The sequence below is a fragment of the Bacillus sp. FSL R7-0166 genome (assembly GCF_038008935.1).
In the GTDB taxonomy this organism is placed as follows: domain Bacteria; phylum Bacillota; class Bacilli; order Bacillales; family Bacillaceae; genus Bacillus; species Bacillus altitudinis.
Genome location: NZ_JBBPAC010000001.1, coordinates 3,444,917 through 3,460,920 on the forward strand (window position 1 = coordinate 3,444,917; position 16,004 = coordinate 3,460,920).

Consider the following 16,004-nt stretch of genomic DNA (forward strand, 5'->3'; position numbering starts at 1 on the left):
TCATATATGTAAAACGTCATCAAACCGCTTCAGGCCAACCTTGTATATACATGATATAGGCTTTAAGATACAGGCTGATCTCACTAGAAAAAAGCAGATCATTGATCTGCTTCTTTTTGCAAATGCCACGTCTTCAATTTAAGCTTCGTTTCATTTCTACCACTGATGGAGATTGATTTATTTCCCGGGGAAGGAAAGTAACGTGCAGTAAATACTTCCCGGCCTCCGTTGACAAAAATCTCAATCGATGATGCATCAATAAAGATATGCAGATCCTGTAATTCATCAATTTCTACTTCACGAACTTCCTTTGTTCGATCTTCAAATCGATCTCGCTCTAATGTTAGTTTGCCTTCATCTTTATCATAAATGATACGAGCAGCAGCACGGATACAGCATTCAAATCCTTTTTGTGTTTCAATTTGATCAATGAATACCTCTGCGCTCGTCAAATCTTCAACAGGAATGGAGTGAACAGATCGTTTAACGTGAAAAACATGCTCCTGCTCATTTGTCCGCATAGATCGAAGTTCACTTACCGGCTTTTGAATAAGACGTCCTTCATCATCTAAACGAAGCTCTCTCGGAATCGTCAAACAATGGATCCATTGATAAGAGACAGTTGGATGATGCTCTTCCCCTTGATCTGGTACACCCATCCATCCCATTAAAATGCGTCTGCCCGATTCATCTTGGAAAGTCTGCTGTGCATAAAAGTCAAAGCCACGATCCAGCTCCTCAAACGCTCCATGCGTATATTGGTAGGTACGATCATCGAATGTACCAACAAAATAACCAGATTGATGTGTATTGTTGTATTTAAATCCATCAGGCTTCAGCCCCTGTGGTGACACGATCAATACATCCTGACCGTCTAATTCAAACAGATCTGGACATTCCCACATGTATCCGAAATGGTCTAATCCATTCTTTCCACTGCCTGCAATAATGCCTTGAAACGTCCAATTGTCTAATGTATCAGATGTGAATAAAACAAGATGTCCTTTGAGATCTTCACTTTGTGCTCCAAGGACCATGTACCACTTTCCATTCCGCTTCCACACCTTCGGGTCACGAAAATGTGCAGTGAATCCCGCTGGCAAAGTCGCCACGACACCTTTTTTCTCAAAATGAACCCCATCCTCTGACACAGCTAAACATTGATATGTCTCACGATTCCCTTGCTCGTCACGGACATTTCCGGTATACATCACGTACATACGACCATCGTCAATGACTGCACTGCCAGAATAACAGCCATTTTGATCAAACCAATCACTTGGCGTGAGGGCAGCCTCTTCATGCTGCCAATTCACTAGATCGGTTGATGTGTAGTGACCCCAGAATTTTGCCCCATGTCCTGTTTTAAATGGCTGCCATTGATAAAACACATGGTAGACTCCCTTCCACTGAATCAATCCATTCGGGTCATTTAAAAGACCGACTGGCGGCATTAAATGGAAGTTCTGACGGTACACATCTTTTTTCACCAAATGCTCATAGTTTCGAATACGATCTGTTACCTTTTGACGAAGTGCTGCGTCCGTTGTTGTCATCACTGTGACCACTCCTTGATTATTTTTCGACTTCTTTGACTTTAAAGATGATGGTAAGAATAAATGAAACAGCAACAGCTATTAACATACCAATAACATAATTTACCACATTTTGTAAACCAAATGGAGCTGCAATGGCAATCATCGGAATCCCTGTTAAACCATAAGCGTTGGCGGCTACCTTCGTGAAGACGACAAACGCCCCGCCTAATGCACCTCCGATCATTGCAGCAATAAATGGCTTACGATAACGAAGATTCACACCGAATATGACCGGCTCTGTAATACCTAAGAAAGCAGAAAATGCTGCTGGTAAAGCAATTTCTTTCGTTTTTGCACGCTTTGCTAAGAAAAAGACCGCTAGCCCAGCTCCGCCTTGAGCGACGTTGGACATGGCCCAGATCGGCAGCAAATAATTCCGTCCAATATCATTCAGAAGTCCTGCCTCAATCGCATGGAAGCTATGATGAACACCTGTCAGTACAATTAAAGAATAAGCACCTCCGAAAATCAGTCCAGCTAAGAATCCTGCATGGTCATAAACATAAGTGAGTGCATTCGAGATCCCTGTACCGAGCATTCTCCCTAGCGGTCCTACAGCAATAAACGTCACAAATCCAGTCACAATCACCGTCACAAACGGCGTCACAAGTAAATCAATACTGTTCGGCACAACTTTTCTTAAGTTCTTTTCAATCACGCACATGATATACACAGTTAATAACACGGGAATGACCGTTCCTTGGTAACCAAGAAGCGCAATATCAAAGTTGAATAGATGCATATATTCTGGTTTTGCGTCTGTCAGTCCCCATGGATTCAGCAAGCTCGGGTGAATCATAATGCCCCCAATGACAGCTCCTAAATATGGATTTCCACCAAACTCTTTGGCTGCACTAACCCCAATTAAAATCGGTAAAATGATAAAGGCAGCACTTGAGAACATATCTAGCATTTGGAAGATGGCAGAGCTTGGATCAGCCCATTTGAAGGCTTTCATCATACCTAATAGGCCCATTAATAAACCGCTTGCTACAATCGCTGGAATGATTGGTACAAAAATATTCGATAGCGTCTTGGCAAAACGTGCAAGTGGATTCATTTTTTGCTTCACGGCTTCATCATGGCTGGCTGGTTTTTGATTCTCGTCGTCTGCCTCAAGACCCGCCTCACGCGCAAAAGGCTCATATACTTTGTTGACAGAACCTGTTCCAAATATGATCTGGAATTGACCCGAGCTTGAGAAGGCACCCTTCACACCCTCAAGTTCTTCAATGGCATCTTTGTCAATTAACGCCTCATCTTTCATCACCAATCGGAGTCGTGTGGCACAATGTGTTGCGCTAATGACATTTTCTTTGCCGCCTAATAATGTTGTTAATTCTTTGGCTGTTTTTTGATAATCCATGTTGTCTCCCCCTTTTTTTAAAACAAAAAAGACCTAAAATTCACTAACGATGAAAGGACATACACGTCCCCTCGTTACGCAAATTTTAGGTCTTGCCTGCCTGACAGTCACAATCCCACGATATTGGTTTTTGATTACGCTTTCATCATAGTATAAGAGCGTGACCTGCGTCAACCTATTTTTTCGAATCAAATGACCCATATACACTAATTAGAGTAGTGTGCATAAAAAAAAGCCTGCGGACAGGCACAACCTTTACACCAATTCGGCATCCTGCAGACGCTGGACATGCAGCGTGATGTAGCCGATCTCCGATTCAGGGAGATGAAGTCCATATTCTTTTTTCAGCAAATCAGCCAGTCCAAGTGCACACCGGTAAGCCGAATCATACTTTGTTTGGATAAAAGTCAGCATGTCATCGTCCATGATTTGAAATGCTTCATTCGATTCCAACCTGCCTAATGCATACCTCAAATGTGTCACAAGGCGCTGATATGAAATACTATCCTCATCAATCGAGCGCTCAAAAACGCTTTCGATATGCTCGATCATTTCTTTGATCATCGTTGTGTATTTGACCGTCTTCTTCATGGACTCCGTATTCATTTTGGCCGTATGAATATGAAGTGCCACATACCCTGCCTCATCGTCCGGCAGGTCAACCCCAAGCCGCTCCTTTACATAACGAATGGCATACTTTCCAATATCATATTCCTGCTTATATAAGACTTTGATCTCACCAAGCAATTTATTATATAAGACAATGCCTTTTTGAACGCGTTCAATGGCAAAGGATAAATGATCTGTCAGTGAAATGTGGATATGATCACTGAGCGGCATCATGAGTTCACCCTCTGCATAACTAATAATATGCTCTGCCACCTCAATATGCGCTTCTGGCAATGTCGCAAGAATTTGTTTGAATTTCTCATTTTCTTCACGCACAACAAAAATCTTCTCTATTTTTTGAACGGGAACGACGTCATTTTTCCCCTTCTGAAAAGCAATTCCGGGCCCCATCACAATTTTCTCCTGATCACCCTCCTTTACAACCACTGCATTGTTATTCAATATTTTATATATCTTCAAGGGGCATCCTCTCCCACAGATAACGTGTCTTATGTGGGATTTTACCCTGTTTCAACTTTTCTGTAAAGATAAGAACGGACCGGCACGAGCCTCTCTCGTTGTCTTTTCATCAAGCATCATCAGACTTTCTTGAAACGGCTTTTCTATCCTGCGCTTCTTCTTCTTTTCATCTGCCAGTTTCTCTAGCTTTCTCTCATTCACCGCAAGAAAGAATCCTCCATCCACTGCTATCACTTTCACCCCTTGCTTCTTCAGCAGCTCACCAGGATTCACAAGCACATTCATCACAAAACCAAACCATACACTCAACCAGTTCTTCCATTTCTTCACTGAACATCCCTCCGCTTTCCTTAGAATCTAGCAGTTCTAGCAAATTAACTGTTCCTATCATATCCCGAGAAAAAAGAGAGGTTTGTCACAATCTGGGTGAAAAAACGAACTAGTTTTCAGAAGTTTTGTTGAAAAGTGCAGAAGATGATCATGTTCCACAATGTTTCTATGAAAATTTTATACACACACTATCCCAAAGATAAGCACATCTTATCAACAGGGTTTATCCACATATCAACACCCTCTTACTAGATTTTGTGTATGAGATTTTTTTATTTTCCATATATATATATCTGAATAATCGAGTTATCAACAGATTATTGTGCATAAGTGTGACTTTATAAACAAAATAGTTCTTTATGACTATGTAAAATAAGACCATTTCAGTAAAGGAATTGGTTTCATCGTATGGAATACTTAATAACGGGCAGTGAATCTTTCCTATTTATCCACAAAAAGAAAGGCTATCTCCCTAAATACACAGCTAGAAAGGGGAAAATTAATTGAAAAAAGTAATCTCTCGTTCTTCTGTTCTATTGTTCTCCACTATTTTTACCTTATCCACATTCTTTTCAGGTCAGGCTGCTGCCGCTCCATCGAACAAACAGGTGGAACTGGAAAAAGCAGAAATCTTCGGCGAAATCAATGTTAAGTCTAGAAAACACACCACTGTCATTGTTGAATTAAAGGAAAAATCCTTAGTTGAAGCCAAGCAAGAAGGCGAAGCACAAACAAAGGCCTCCCTCAAAAAATCTCGAACGAAAGTAAAGAATGCAGCACTCAAAAAGTTAGATAAAGCGAGTGTTCGTCAAGAATATGAAAAAGTCTTCTCTGGTTTCTCTATGAAACTTCCTGCAAACGAAATCCCGAAACTGCTCGCAGTTGACGGAGTAAAAGCCGTTTATCCGGATGTTACATATCAAACAGATGAAGTGAAAAAGGAAAGCGTCCAGCTTCCTAATGAGGATGTCTCTCCACTCATGGATAAAAGTGCTCCATTTATCGGTGCCCCAAAAGCATGGGATGCCGGCTACTCTGGAAAAGGGGTAAAAGTCGCTGTCATTGATACTGGAGTAGACTATACCCACCCTGATTTAAAAGGAAACTTCGGATTATACAAAGGCTATGACTTTGTTGATAATGACTATTCTCCACAAGAAACACCAAAAGGAGATCCTAGAGGCGAATCGACAGATCATGGTACACACGTCGCAGGAACAATTGCGGCAAATGGACAAATTAAAGGTGTCGCTAAAGACGCTACCCTTCTCGCCTACCGTGTCCTTGGACCAGGCGGATCAGGAACAACTGAAAATGTCCTTGCAGGCATCGACCGGGCTGTCACTGACGGAGCCGATGTCATGAACCTTTCTCTTGGGAACAGTGTGAATAACCCTGATTATGCAACAAGCATCGCACTGGATTGGGCCATGTCTGAAGGGGTTGTTGCTGTGACATCAAACGGAAACAGTGGGCCAAACAGCTGGACCGTTGGATCTCCTGGGACATCAAGAGATGCTATTTCTGTCGGAGCCACTCAGCTTCCGTACAGTTTATACAACGTGAAATTCCCGAACTATTCAACAGCAAAAGTGATGGGCTACTATCAAGAAAATGATTTAAAAGCACTTGACCAAAAACAAGTCACACTCGTCCAAGCAGGCATCGGTGACGAAAAAGATTTTGAAAACATCGATGTCAAAGGAAAGGTGGCAGTGATTGAACGTGGAGCCATTGCCTTTGTTGATAAAGTGGACAATGCGAAAGCTGCTGGTGCGATCGGCGTTGTCATGTACAACAATACCGATGGAGAAATCCCTGTGGATGTACCAGGTCTAGCCCTTCCGACGATTAAGCTGTCAAAAGCGGAAGGAACAGCACTTGTTAAAGCCATTGAGGCTGGTAACAATACAACAACTTTCTCGATTCAATTTGTGAAAGAGTTAAGTGAACAAGTCGCTGACTTCTCATCTCGCGGACCTGTTGTCGATACGTGGATGATCAAACCAGATCTTTCAGCACCTGGCGTGAGTATTGTCAGCACCATTCCGACACACGATCCTTCTCAGCCATACGGCTATGGATCGAAGCAAGGAACAAGCATGGCATCTCCTCATGTAGCCGGAGTAGCAGCGATTATTAAACAAGCAAAACCATCGTATTCTACAGAGCAAATTAAAGCGCTGATGATGAATACAGCAGAAACATTGTATGACCCAAATGGCAGCCAGTTCCCTCACAATACGCAGGGCACAGGCAGCGTTCGAATCATCGAATCACTTCAAGCGTCTTCTATTGTGTCTGATGCAAGCTATTCGTACGGCACTTTCTTAAAAGAAAAGGGCGTTCAAATCAAAACGAAGAAGTTCAAGGTAGAAAACCTGTCAAAAGCACCGAAAACCTATACCATTGATTACAAGTTCGATGGCAATGGCATTAGCACAAACGGCACGAAAAAAATCACAGTAAAAGGGAATTCCACAGGGTCCTTTACTTCCGCAGTACAAGTGAATTATGGAAAAACGAAAAAAGGAACGTACCAAGGCAGTATCACCATTCGCGAAAATGGCAGAAAGGTCACTGAAATCCCTACTTTATTGATTGTAAAAGAGCCTGATTACCCGCGCGTCACTTCGGTTTCCGTAGAGCCTGATAACCGTGCTGGAAGCTATGTCATTAGTAGCTATCTCCCAGGCGGTGCTGAAAATCTTGCATTCCTCGTCTACTCGACAGATGGAGAGTATTTAGGTGAAGCAGGAGTTTATCAACATGTTGATAAAGGAGAGCATCGTGTGAAATGGAATGGCACGATCAATAAAGGACAGAAGTTAGAAGCAGGTGAGTATACAATGCTTGCGTATGCAAGCCTGAAAGGCAAATCAGATACGGTTCAAACGAAAGAACCATTCGATATTTATCCTGAATAAACAAGAATCACATAATAAGCCTTGTATGAGCCCATCAGCTCAACAAGGCTTTTCTATCATATATGGAGGAAAGAGAAATTCATGTTGATATGGCTATGGATCGTTTCTTTTATGACGGCTTTTTTTCTCACGATCACCTTGGTTTATTTTTTTACCTTTTTACATGCAAAACAGCCTCGTCCTTTTCATCAAGCATGTGAACTGACTGTCTATACCACCTGCATTTATCCGCTTAGCTTGGCGGTGACAGCTGCCTTTATTCTCACCATGATGCTCCTCTATCCCTTTTATTGGCTGCGCAGACGGTAAATTTACATAAGTTATGCGTCAAAAGCTTCTTTTAATAAACGATACGATGTGAGACGGTCTTGCATGTGATGTGTGATGGTCACAGCGATCACTTCATCTGTACGATACACCTTTGCGAGTGCTGTCAGCTGCTGCTTCACAGAAGATGGTGTGCCAACAACCATTCTCTGTCGATTGGCTGCTACTCGTTTTTGTTCATATGAACTGTAGGAATAGGCCTTTGCCTGTTCAAATGAAGGAAAGCCGCCAAGGTTCTGTCCTTGCTCATTGGCTAATAATGATAAATCTAAGCTGACAGCCAATTTTTCTGCCTGTTCCTCTGTTTCTGCACATAAAACGAAGACCGCAAGACTGACACGCGGCTCAGCACCAAATTCTGAAGGTTCAAATCGGTTAATATACTGCGACACAGAGTCTTCTCCGCCTTCTCCATTAATGAAAAGAGCAAACGTATAGCCTGCACCTGCTTTTGCGGCAAGCCGTGCACTTCCTCCAGAGGAACCTAGCATCCATACCTCTGGGGCAGTATCTACTTTCGGAGAAGCGGTCAAGTGAGGCAGCGGATAAAATTCATCGGCTAAATCATGTAAATACACCTTCAATTCTTCTACCTGCTCAGGGTATTGATCACCAAGTCGCTTCCGTTCTCCATGATGAAGGGCAATGGAGGAGATCGGCATACCTCCAGGAGCACGTCCAATGCCAAGATCAATTCTGCCCGGAGCCAAGGCTTCGAGCACTCTGAAGTTCTCTGCTACTTTATAGGCACTGTAGTGGGGAAGCATGACGCCGCCTGAGCCAATACGGATATGTGACGTCACAGCTGATAAATGACCGAGAAGCACCTCTGGACTCGATCCTGCGAGCCGGTTTGAAAAGTGATGCTCTGATACCCAAAATCGATGATAACCCCATTTCTCTGCCTGCTTCGCCAGCTCGACTGTTTGCTTCAGCGCCTCAGCAGGCGTCGCATCTCCAATTAAAGGAGATTGATCCAGTATACTTAATTTCATGATGTCGCACCTCTTACAGAAATCCCCCTCTCTCACTCGAAAGGGGGATCTCCTGATTTATTTTCGATTAAAGCCCTTCTCTTTCACAAAATCTCCGAGGAAAGCACGTTTTGGCTGGCTAAAGCCTCGAAGCATTTGCTCAGACCATGTATCTTTTCTCTCACCGTTTGTTCGTTCTTCATAATATGATGAAATACGATCATCGTATTCTTTTAAATAACGATCCACATGAGCTTCGTCTTGCTGATATGTGTTTTCATGATAGATCAGCTCAACGGGCAACCGTTCCTTTTGAGATGATGAATTGGCAGGATGTCCTATGGCCAGGCCGAATAGCGGCAGCACATAGGAAGGCGTTTCAAGTAATTCTGATACTTCCTTCAGCTGATTACGCAGTCCGCCGATATAGCAGATGCCAAGTCCCATAGATTCTGCGGCGACACTGACATTTTGCGCAGCGAGCGCCGCATCAATCACACTGATCAGAAAGGCTTCAGTATTCTCAAGCGCTTCTTGATGGTTTTTCCCTGCTTTTTTTGCGATATAGTCGTGGCGTTTCAAGTCTGCACAGAAAACAAAAAAATGCCCATTCTTCTCAACGTATGGCTGATTTCCAGCCAGTTCAGCAAGCTTCGCCTTCTTCTCCTGATCTGTTACACCAATGATACTATACGCCTGTACATAGCTTGATGTCGAAGCAGCCTGTGCACTTTTGATAAGTGTCAGCACTTCTTCGTCTGTCAGACGCTCATCTGTAAACGAACGGATGGACCGATGATTTAAGATGGTTTCTATCGTTTTATTCAATTCGAAGACCTCCTTCACTCCTACTATCATAAGACAAATGAATATTGCTTTTCAAAAGTTAGAACTCACACCAAAAAGGCAGCCTACGCTTAGACTGCCCTTTACCCGTTTTATTTAAATAAATAACTTTGATATTTCGTTAATTGAACACTTGCATTATAGGCGATACCAAATCCAATCAGAACAGATAAAACAGAGCTTCCCCCGAAGCTGATGAATAAGAGCGGTATCCCTGTTACAGGCATGACGCCTATGTTCATGCCAATGTTCTGGAATGTATGGATGACAATCAATGCTGTATATCCTACACAGAAAAATGACGCAAACCGGCTATAAGGATGGATACGGTCAATCAACACAACAAGCCTGTAAATCAGGAAGAAGAACATGATCACAACAAATGCGCAGCCGACAAAACCAAAGGCTTCCCCTATGATAGAGAAAATCATATCTGTCTGTGCTTCTGGAACATACACTTTTAAGTTTTTAACACCGTTCCCGAAAATTTGTCCTGCCCCAATTGCCATAATGGCTTGCTCGACTTGATATTTATCAGATCCAGATGCATCCTGTGTCTGGGCTTGGTTGGCTGTCGAAGAACTATCAGGCAGCCAAGCGGTAATCCGATTGATCTGATACTGCTGAATCCCGATCTTTTGTGCGAAATCAGGGAATAGAATAATCACGGCTAACACAGCGGCAACTAAGAGCACAACCACTGAACCGATGAGAGAGATCAATTTCCAGTTGACCCCTGATAAAAAGACCATGACAACGACAATAAACATACATACCGCAGCCGTACCTGCATCTTGCAAAAAGATGAGTCCGACTGGTACAGCAGCCACGCCGGCAATTTTTAATAGTAGGAAAATATCATCTTCTAATGTTCGTTTTCCTCTTGGGGTTGCCTTCCCAATGACAGAGGCGAGCATCATAATCAAACCAATTTTCATGAACTCTGAAGGCTGAAATGTTCCAATTCCCGGTAACACAAACCAACTTTTTGCACCATTTTTAATTGGAGCAAAATCATGACCTGCAATTTGTGCAGGAGCAATTTTTAAAAGAATTAAGAGCATAATGCCGCCTATAAAAATATATAGGCTTAACTTTTCTAATTGTTCCAGATCGAAGTAATTAATAGCCACAATACAGATGACCCCGACCATGTAGTAAATGATCTGTCTGGTCCATGCATTAGATCCATATTGCCCAAACTGTCCCGCAGCATAAATAGCGATGACACTGATGGCAAAGAAGGCTAAAAATATAAAAATCAAATCTCCCTGATAGTAAGGAGATGTATTCTGCTTGTTCATGAACTAACCACCCTTATTACAAAACATAAAAGCCCTTATTTATATTAGATTGAAATTTTCACAAAAGCAACTCACCTTAAATATGACGGAAGTGACACCTGAAAGGTTCCATTCTATTTTCAAAAAATGAAATACTTTTCATCCTAACAATAGGAAAAAATTCCTTTCCACTCTATCATGACAACCGATCATAAGTCCTTTAAAAAGATTATTTTACAGATTTTAAGGGGAAAATTCAATGACTTATGTGGCGATATGAAAGGTGAACATCTTGCCAGCATAAGCTTAACTGAGGTATAAGAAAAAAAACAATTTCTGCGGAATAAGGCCCATTTTCCAATTATTGAGTTTACTTCAAAGTCAATTGTGGTATAATATTTGTAACAAAATGTTCACAATATCTCCTAAAAACAGACACAATTGCATCCTGACCTCTCATTTGAATTGAACATCAACTTACAAAGGAGTTGGATACGATGGATATGTTCTTTGCGTACCTATGTATTGCAACAGCTACACCCCTGTTTTTATGGTTGGAAAACAGAAAGATTGCATTAGCATCTATTCCACCCATCATGATTATGTGGATTTTCTTCGGTCTTTACATGACAAGCAGTTTATCTCCAGCAGGACATACCTTCATGATCGCATTCTTTGCCATTAACGTGATTCTGGCTCACATTGCAGCTTTCCTCATCTATGGACTTCCATTCATTCGTAAAAGATTCAGCAGCAGATAGATATCACATCATCAATTGGAAGCGTTATCACAATCAGCATAAAAACCACTCACCTATGAAAGATGAGTGGTTTTTTATTATTTCTCTGAATGCTCAGACTGCTTTGGCGCAGATGGTGAATAACCGTCTTTGCTGTTCTCTCCGTGGCTGTAGTGAGCCGCGAAGATCCAAACAGACCCGATGACGAAAATGATCGCACAGAACAGACCAAACAAAGTATTTCCGACTTGAACAGTTCCGTTCTCACTCTCTGTCATGTGCATGAACATGAACAGCTGCAAGAATGCTTGAATGAAGGCAAAACCAAAGATAATCCATAGTTTTGCGGAACTGCCAATTTCAGCTCCGATGGCAATCCAGAATGCTAAGATGGTTAGCACAATGGAGAGAATGAAGCCGACTACGTGTTTCCAAGGGAAGTGTTCGTGCTCTGCTGAGGAATGTGTTTTTCCAGCCATATCACAAAAGCCCCCCTAATCCGATCAAGTACACAGCTGTGAAGATGAAAATCCATACAACATCAAGGAAATGCCAGTATAGACTTGAGATAAAGATCTTCGCTGCTGTTTGTGGTGTTAATCCACGTTTTTTAATTTGGAACAAGACGCCCGTAATCCAGAAGATACCGATGGATACGTGTAATCCGTGAGTTCCTAAAAGAACAAAGAATGCAGACCAGTATGCACTTGTATGGATGCTCGCACCCTCATGTACATAATGGAAGAATTCGAAAATCTCAAAACCAACGAAGCCTGCACCTAGAAGCAGTGTCAGAATCGTCCAAATGACAACCCCTTTTGTACTTCCACGGCGCATTTCATGAACGGCAATCCCACATGTAAATGAACTCACCAATAGCAGGAATGTCATGATCAATACAAGCTTCATATCAAATAGCTCAGCTGGCAAAACGCCGCCAGCTGTTCTGCCATGAAGAACAAAGTAGGTCGCAAAAAGTGTTGAGAATAACACGATTTCCGCGCCAAGGAATATCCAGAAACCAAGGATGTTTAAACGTCCTGTTTCAGACTGATATTCAAGCGGTGCATTTGCATAGCTGCTATCATTATGTCCCATTACTTCTGCGCCTCCTTATTCTTTTTCTCTGTTTCAATCACTTCTTCAACAGGAATATAGTAGCCATCGTCATATTCAAATGAACGTAAAATCATTGTTGCGAATACACCGATTAAGCCGATAACGCCAATCCAGTACCATTCAAATACAAGACCGAATGCACCAAGTCCGAAGAATGCAGACATGATCAGCGGTCTGCCTGAATTGTGCGGCATGTGAATTTTCTTGAATTCTTTTTCAGGATGAACGTCTACATTGTTTTGCTTCCAATGATGGAATGCATCTGGTGACGTCACTTCTGGAAGTGCTGCAAAGTTATAATGCGGCGGAATTGCAGAAGATGTCGCCCAGTCAAGCGTACGTCCTTCTCCCCAGCTGTCTCCAGACACTTCACGTTTCGCGTGTCTCCAGCTGTAGTAAATGTTATAGCAAAGGATGATGAATCCGATACCCATCATGAATGCACCAATTGTTGAAATAAAGTTTAGTGCAGTCCAGCCATCTTCTGGTCCATACGTATAAATACGTCTTGGCATTCCTTGCAGTCCTAAGAAGTACTGCGGGAAGAAACAGATGTTAAATCCGATCATGAATACCCAGAAGAACCATTTGCCGATTCGTTCGTTTAACTTGTAACCAAACATTTTCGGATACCAGAAAACAAGACCTGCAAAACAAGCAAATACAGTACCTGCGATTAATACATAGTGGAAGTGGGATACAAGGAAGTACGTATTATGGTACTGGTAATCCGCAGCTGCCATCGCAAGCATAACTCCAGTCACACCACCGATTACGAAGTTCGGGATGAAACCAAGTGCCCAAAGCATTGGAGATGTAAAACTGATACGGCCTCGATACATTGTAAAGAGCCAGTTAAAGATTTTCACACCTGTTGGTACAGAAATCGCCATTGTTGTGATCGAGAAGAATGAGTTAACCGCTGCACTGTTCCCCATTGTAAAGAAGTGGTGAACCCACACAAGGAAACTAAGAACAGAGATTGCCACAATCGATACAACCATCGCTTTGTAACCAAACAACTGCTTTCTTGAGAACGTCGCAAAGATTTCTGAGAAAATACCGAAAGCCGGCAGGATAACGATATATACCTCAGGATGTCCCCAAATCCAGAAAAGGTTCGCCCAAAGCATTGGCATACCGCCCGCTTCGAGTGTAAAGAATGCTGAACCGAATAAACGATCGAATGTCATAAGTGCTAAAGCAACTGTTAAAACAGGGAATGCGAAAACGATAATGACAGACGTGATCAATGTTGTCCATGTAAACATCGGCATACGCATAAGCGTCATACCTTTTGTACGCATTTTTAAGATGGTCACCATGAAGTTAATACCTGTCATTAGTGTACCAATACCTGCAATTTGGAGCCCGAGCAAGTAGTAGTTCTGTCCAGGTCCTGGTGAGAAATCATTTCCGGCGAGCGGCATGTAACTCGTCCAGCCTGCACTTGGTGATCCTCCAATAACGAAGGAAATGTTGAACAGCATTGCTCCGACCATAAATGTCCAGAAGCTCAAGTTGTTCAAATACGGGAATGCAACGTCACGTGCACCAATTTGAAGAGGAACCACGACGTTGATTAAACCAATTAAGAATGGCATCGCCATGAATAAAATCATGATCGTACCATGCGTTGTGAAAATTTCATTATAGTGGTTTGAATCTAAAAACGTATTATTAGGAAGCGCCAGCTGCGCGCGCATCATCAGTCCGTCTACCCCACCGCGGAAGAACATAATCACAGCAGCAAGGATATACATGATTCCAAGCTTTTTATGATCAACTGATGTCAGCCATTCTTTCCAGAGCCATTTCCACTTTTTGAAGTAGGTTAAAACAAACACAATGGCAATGGAAGTAAGAGCGATAGAAATTTGCGCACCAAGAATTAATGGGTCTCCAGTTACAAAAAACTCATCCCATTTTAAATGCATAACGGCCTCCTCCTTTCCTTAGTCAGTTTATTCGTTTTCTAGTTTTCTTTTATAGTTCTTCACATTCTCGAAAGGATCTGTCTTGGAATGCGGAGAAACTGATTGGTAACCTAAACGTTTGCGTGCTTGGAGTGCATATTCAGAATCCTCTCCGTGCTTCGCAAAAGATAAATGTGTTGATGAGAATGTCTGCACATCTGCAGCATCAGGAAGCATCAAGTAGTCATACGTTTTCTTCGTTAACTTTGGTGCTTCTTTTTTCGTTTTATTTACCCATTTATCATAGTCAGACTGCGTCATCGCATTGACTTTGAATTTTTGCTGAGCAAAGCCTTCGCCTGTGAAGTTGGCGTTTCTTCCTTCATATGTGCCTACTTCATCAGCTTGAAGATATTGTTCCATTTCCATTCCAGCCATCGCATACTTCTCCCCGCCTAGCTGAGGAATCCATAGAGATGCCATTGTATCAGCGGAAGTGATTTTGAATAAAACCGGCTGATCTTTTGGAATGTTTAAGTAGTTCACTGTTTCAATATTTTCCTCTGGATAGCTGAAGATCCATTTCCAATCAACTGCTGTAGCATAAACGACAAGTGGATCTTTATGACTTGTTGCTTGAGGCGCCTCTTCCAAAGAGTAAATGGTTTTTACAGTTGGAACTGAAAGGGCAGCAACGATTAATATTGGGATCACTGTCCAGACAACTTCTAGAAGCGTATTCCCGTGTAGTTCTGGGTTATAAGAGGCGTTTCCAACGTCCTTACGCTCACGGTATTTAACCAAAATGATGGTAAACAGTACAAATACCGCACCAACGATAAAGAGCATGAATCCAATAGATAAAAGGATTAAGTCTTTTTGTTGTGCTGCGACTGGTCCTTTAGGATCTAAAACAGCGATATTGCTGCAACCTCCTAATACAAAAACACTCACGAGCATCGCTAATAAAAGCATAGGTTTAATGGCTCTGAACAAGAAGATCACCATCCTTCCTTAAATAATGTATAAATTGCTGAATAATTGTGAAAAGCCATCTGCCTTCGAAAACTTTTCTTCCCTTTGTAATGCTATCAAAATCTGTTGGAGTTAGCTTCCCTTTTTTCAAAAGTTCATTTATTTTTCAACAGATTTCTATTAAAATGTCATAAATTCGACATAAATATATATTATTGCACACACAATAAATTTCTAGGATTTTGAAAAGTTGAGAGTTGAAGGCAAAGGACATACAATCAAGAACTTTGTCAAATTTAGGTTTACCACAATAAAAAAGTTTGGTCAAATTTCAATTTAACTTTATGAAATTTTATCTAGGTAAACAATTCCGAAATAGGTATCCCCATATTTAACAAAAACCTTACTCATTTTAACGCAAGTCGACAAGAAAAGAAAGTATCGATCGCTGGCCTATGCGCTGTAATGATTGGTAATGGTGATAAATGAGTGGAAACTCACTAAAGACTTCCAG

At 41.8% G+C, this 16,004-nt stretch carries 14 protein-coding genes; 3 read left to right on the forward strand and 11 right to left on the reverse strand.

Annotation, left to right across the window (positions count from 1 at the left end; translation table 11 throughout):
- Window positions 1-98: 98 nt before the first annotated feature.
- The 4 genes from NST01_RS17930 to NST01_RS17945 all read right to left on the reverse strand — a co-directional run bounded on the left by NST01_RS17930 (window position 99) and on the right by NST01_RS17945 (window position 4,383).
- Window positions 99-1,556 (reverse strand): glycoside hydrolase family 32 protein, encoded by a 1,458-nt coding sequence (locus NST01_RS17930; protein ID WP_017360128.1) that lies wholly within the window; start codon window positions 1,554-1,556, stop codon window positions 99-101.
- A gap of 19 nt (window positions 1,557-1,575) precedes the next feature.
- Window positions 1,576-2,964 carry a sucrose-specific PTS transporter subunit IIBC gene (locus NST01_RS17935; protein ID WP_008345474.1) on the reverse strand — a complete coding sequence of 463 codons (1,389 nt, stop codon included), beginning with the start codon at window positions 2,962-2,964 and terminating at the stop codon, window positions 1,576-1,578.
- Between the two features lie 255 nt (window positions 2,965-3,219).
- Window positions 3,220-4,053 carry a PRD domain-containing protein gene (locus tag NST01_RS17940; protein WP_026050173.1) on the reverse strand — a complete coding sequence of 278 codons (834 nt, stop codon included), beginning with the start codon at window positions 4,051-4,053 and terminating at the stop codon, window positions 3,220-3,222.
- 51 nt (window positions 4,054-4,104) lie between these two features.
- Window positions 4,105-4,383 (reverse strand): hypothetical protein, encoded by a 279-nt coding sequence (locus NST01_RS17945; protein ID WP_052320531.1) that lies wholly within the window; start codon window positions 4,381-4,383, stop codon window positions 4,105-4,107.
- Window positions 4,384-4,886: 503 nt separating this feature from the next.
- Between NST01_RS17945 and NST01_RS17950 the strand changes: the two genes are divergently transcribed.
- Window positions 4,887-7,310 (forward strand): S8 family peptidase, encoded by a 2,424-nt coding sequence (locus NST01_RS17950; RefSeq protein ID WP_052320532.1) that lies wholly within the window; start codon window positions 4,887-4,889, stop codon window positions 7,308-7,310.
- A gap of 81 nt (window positions 7,311-7,391) precedes the next feature.
- A complete protein-coding gene (locus tag NST01_RS17955; RefSeq protein ID WP_017360133.1) occupies window positions 7,392-7,619 on the forward strand; it encodes a hypothetical protein in 228 nt (75 codons plus the stop codon).
- A gap of 11 nt (window positions 7,620-7,630) precedes the next feature.
- Here the strand turns inward: NST01_RS17955 and NST01_RS17960 are convergent, their stop codons facing one another.
- From NST01_RS17960 to NST01_RS17970, 3 genes are all read right to left on the reverse strand, one after another.
- Window positions 7,631-8,635 carry an LLM class flavin-dependent oxidoreductase gene (locus tag NST01_RS17960; protein ID WP_326115183.1) on the reverse strand — a complete coding sequence of 335 codons (1,005 nt, stop codon included), beginning with the start codon at window positions 8,633-8,635 and terminating at the stop codon, window positions 7,631-7,633.
- 54 nt (window positions 8,636-8,689) lie between these two features.
- Window positions 8,690-9,439 carry an oxygen-insensitive NADPH nitroreductase gene (nfsA, locus tag NST01_RS17965; protein WP_017360135.1) on the reverse strand — a complete coding sequence of 250 codons (750 nt, stop codon included), beginning with the start codon at window positions 9,437-9,439 and terminating at the stop codon, window positions 8,690-8,692.
- 110 nt (window positions 9,440-9,549) lie between these two features.
- Window positions 9,550-10,761 carry an FtsW/RodA/SpoVE family cell cycle protein gene (locus NST01_RS17970; protein ID WP_008345489.1) on the reverse strand — a complete coding sequence of 404 codons (1,212 nt, stop codon included), beginning with the start codon at window positions 10,759-10,761 and terminating at the stop codon, window positions 9,550-9,552.
- A 476-nt stretch (window positions 10,762-11,237) separates the two neighbouring features.
- Between NST01_RS17970 and NST01_RS17975 the strand changes: the two genes are divergently transcribed.
- On the forward strand, window positions 11,238-11,501 hold the full coding sequence (locus tag NST01_RS17975; RefSeq protein WP_008345491.1) for a spore morphogenesis/germination protein YwcE: 264 nt from the start codon (window positions 11,238-11,240) through the stop codon (window positions 11,499-11,501).
- A 77-nt stretch (window positions 11,502-11,578) separates the two neighbouring features.
- On the opposite strand, the gene qoxD is transcribed toward NST01_RS17975, so the two are convergent.
- From qoxD to qoxA, 4 genes are read right to left on the reverse strand one after another with little or no spacing between them, the layout of a single operon-like run.
- The gene (qoxD, locus tag NST01_RS17980; RefSeq protein WP_007497818.1) at window positions 11,579-11,959 is read right to left on the reverse strand and encodes a cytochrome aa3 quinol oxidase subunit IV; all 381 of its coding nucleotides are present in this window, start codon (window positions 11,957-11,959) and stop codon (window positions 11,579-11,581) included.
- Between the two features lies 1 nt (window position 11,960).
- Window positions 11,961-12,578, reverse strand: a complete 618-nt coding sequence (gene qoxC / locus NST01_RS17985) for a cytochrome aa3 quinol oxidase subunit III (protein ID WP_007497820.1) — start codon at window positions 12,576-12,578, stop codon at window positions 11,961-11,963.
- Window positions 12,578-14,536: a cytochrome aa3 quinol oxidase subunit I gene (gene qoxB / locus NST01_RS17990; protein WP_008345496.1), complete on the reverse strand. Its 1,959-nt coding sequence runs from the start codon at window positions 14,534-14,536 to the stop codon at window positions 12,578-12,580. Before qoxB ends, qoxC begins: the two co-directional genes overlap by 1 nt.
- A gap of 27 nt (window positions 14,537-14,563) precedes the next feature.
- Entirely contained in the window at window positions 14,564-15,520 is a 957-nt protein-coding gene (qoxA, locus tag NST01_RS17995; RefSeq protein WP_089374137.1) for a cytochrome aa3 quinol oxidase subunit II, read from the reverse strand.
- Window positions 15,521-16,004 lie beyond the last annotated feature (484 nt).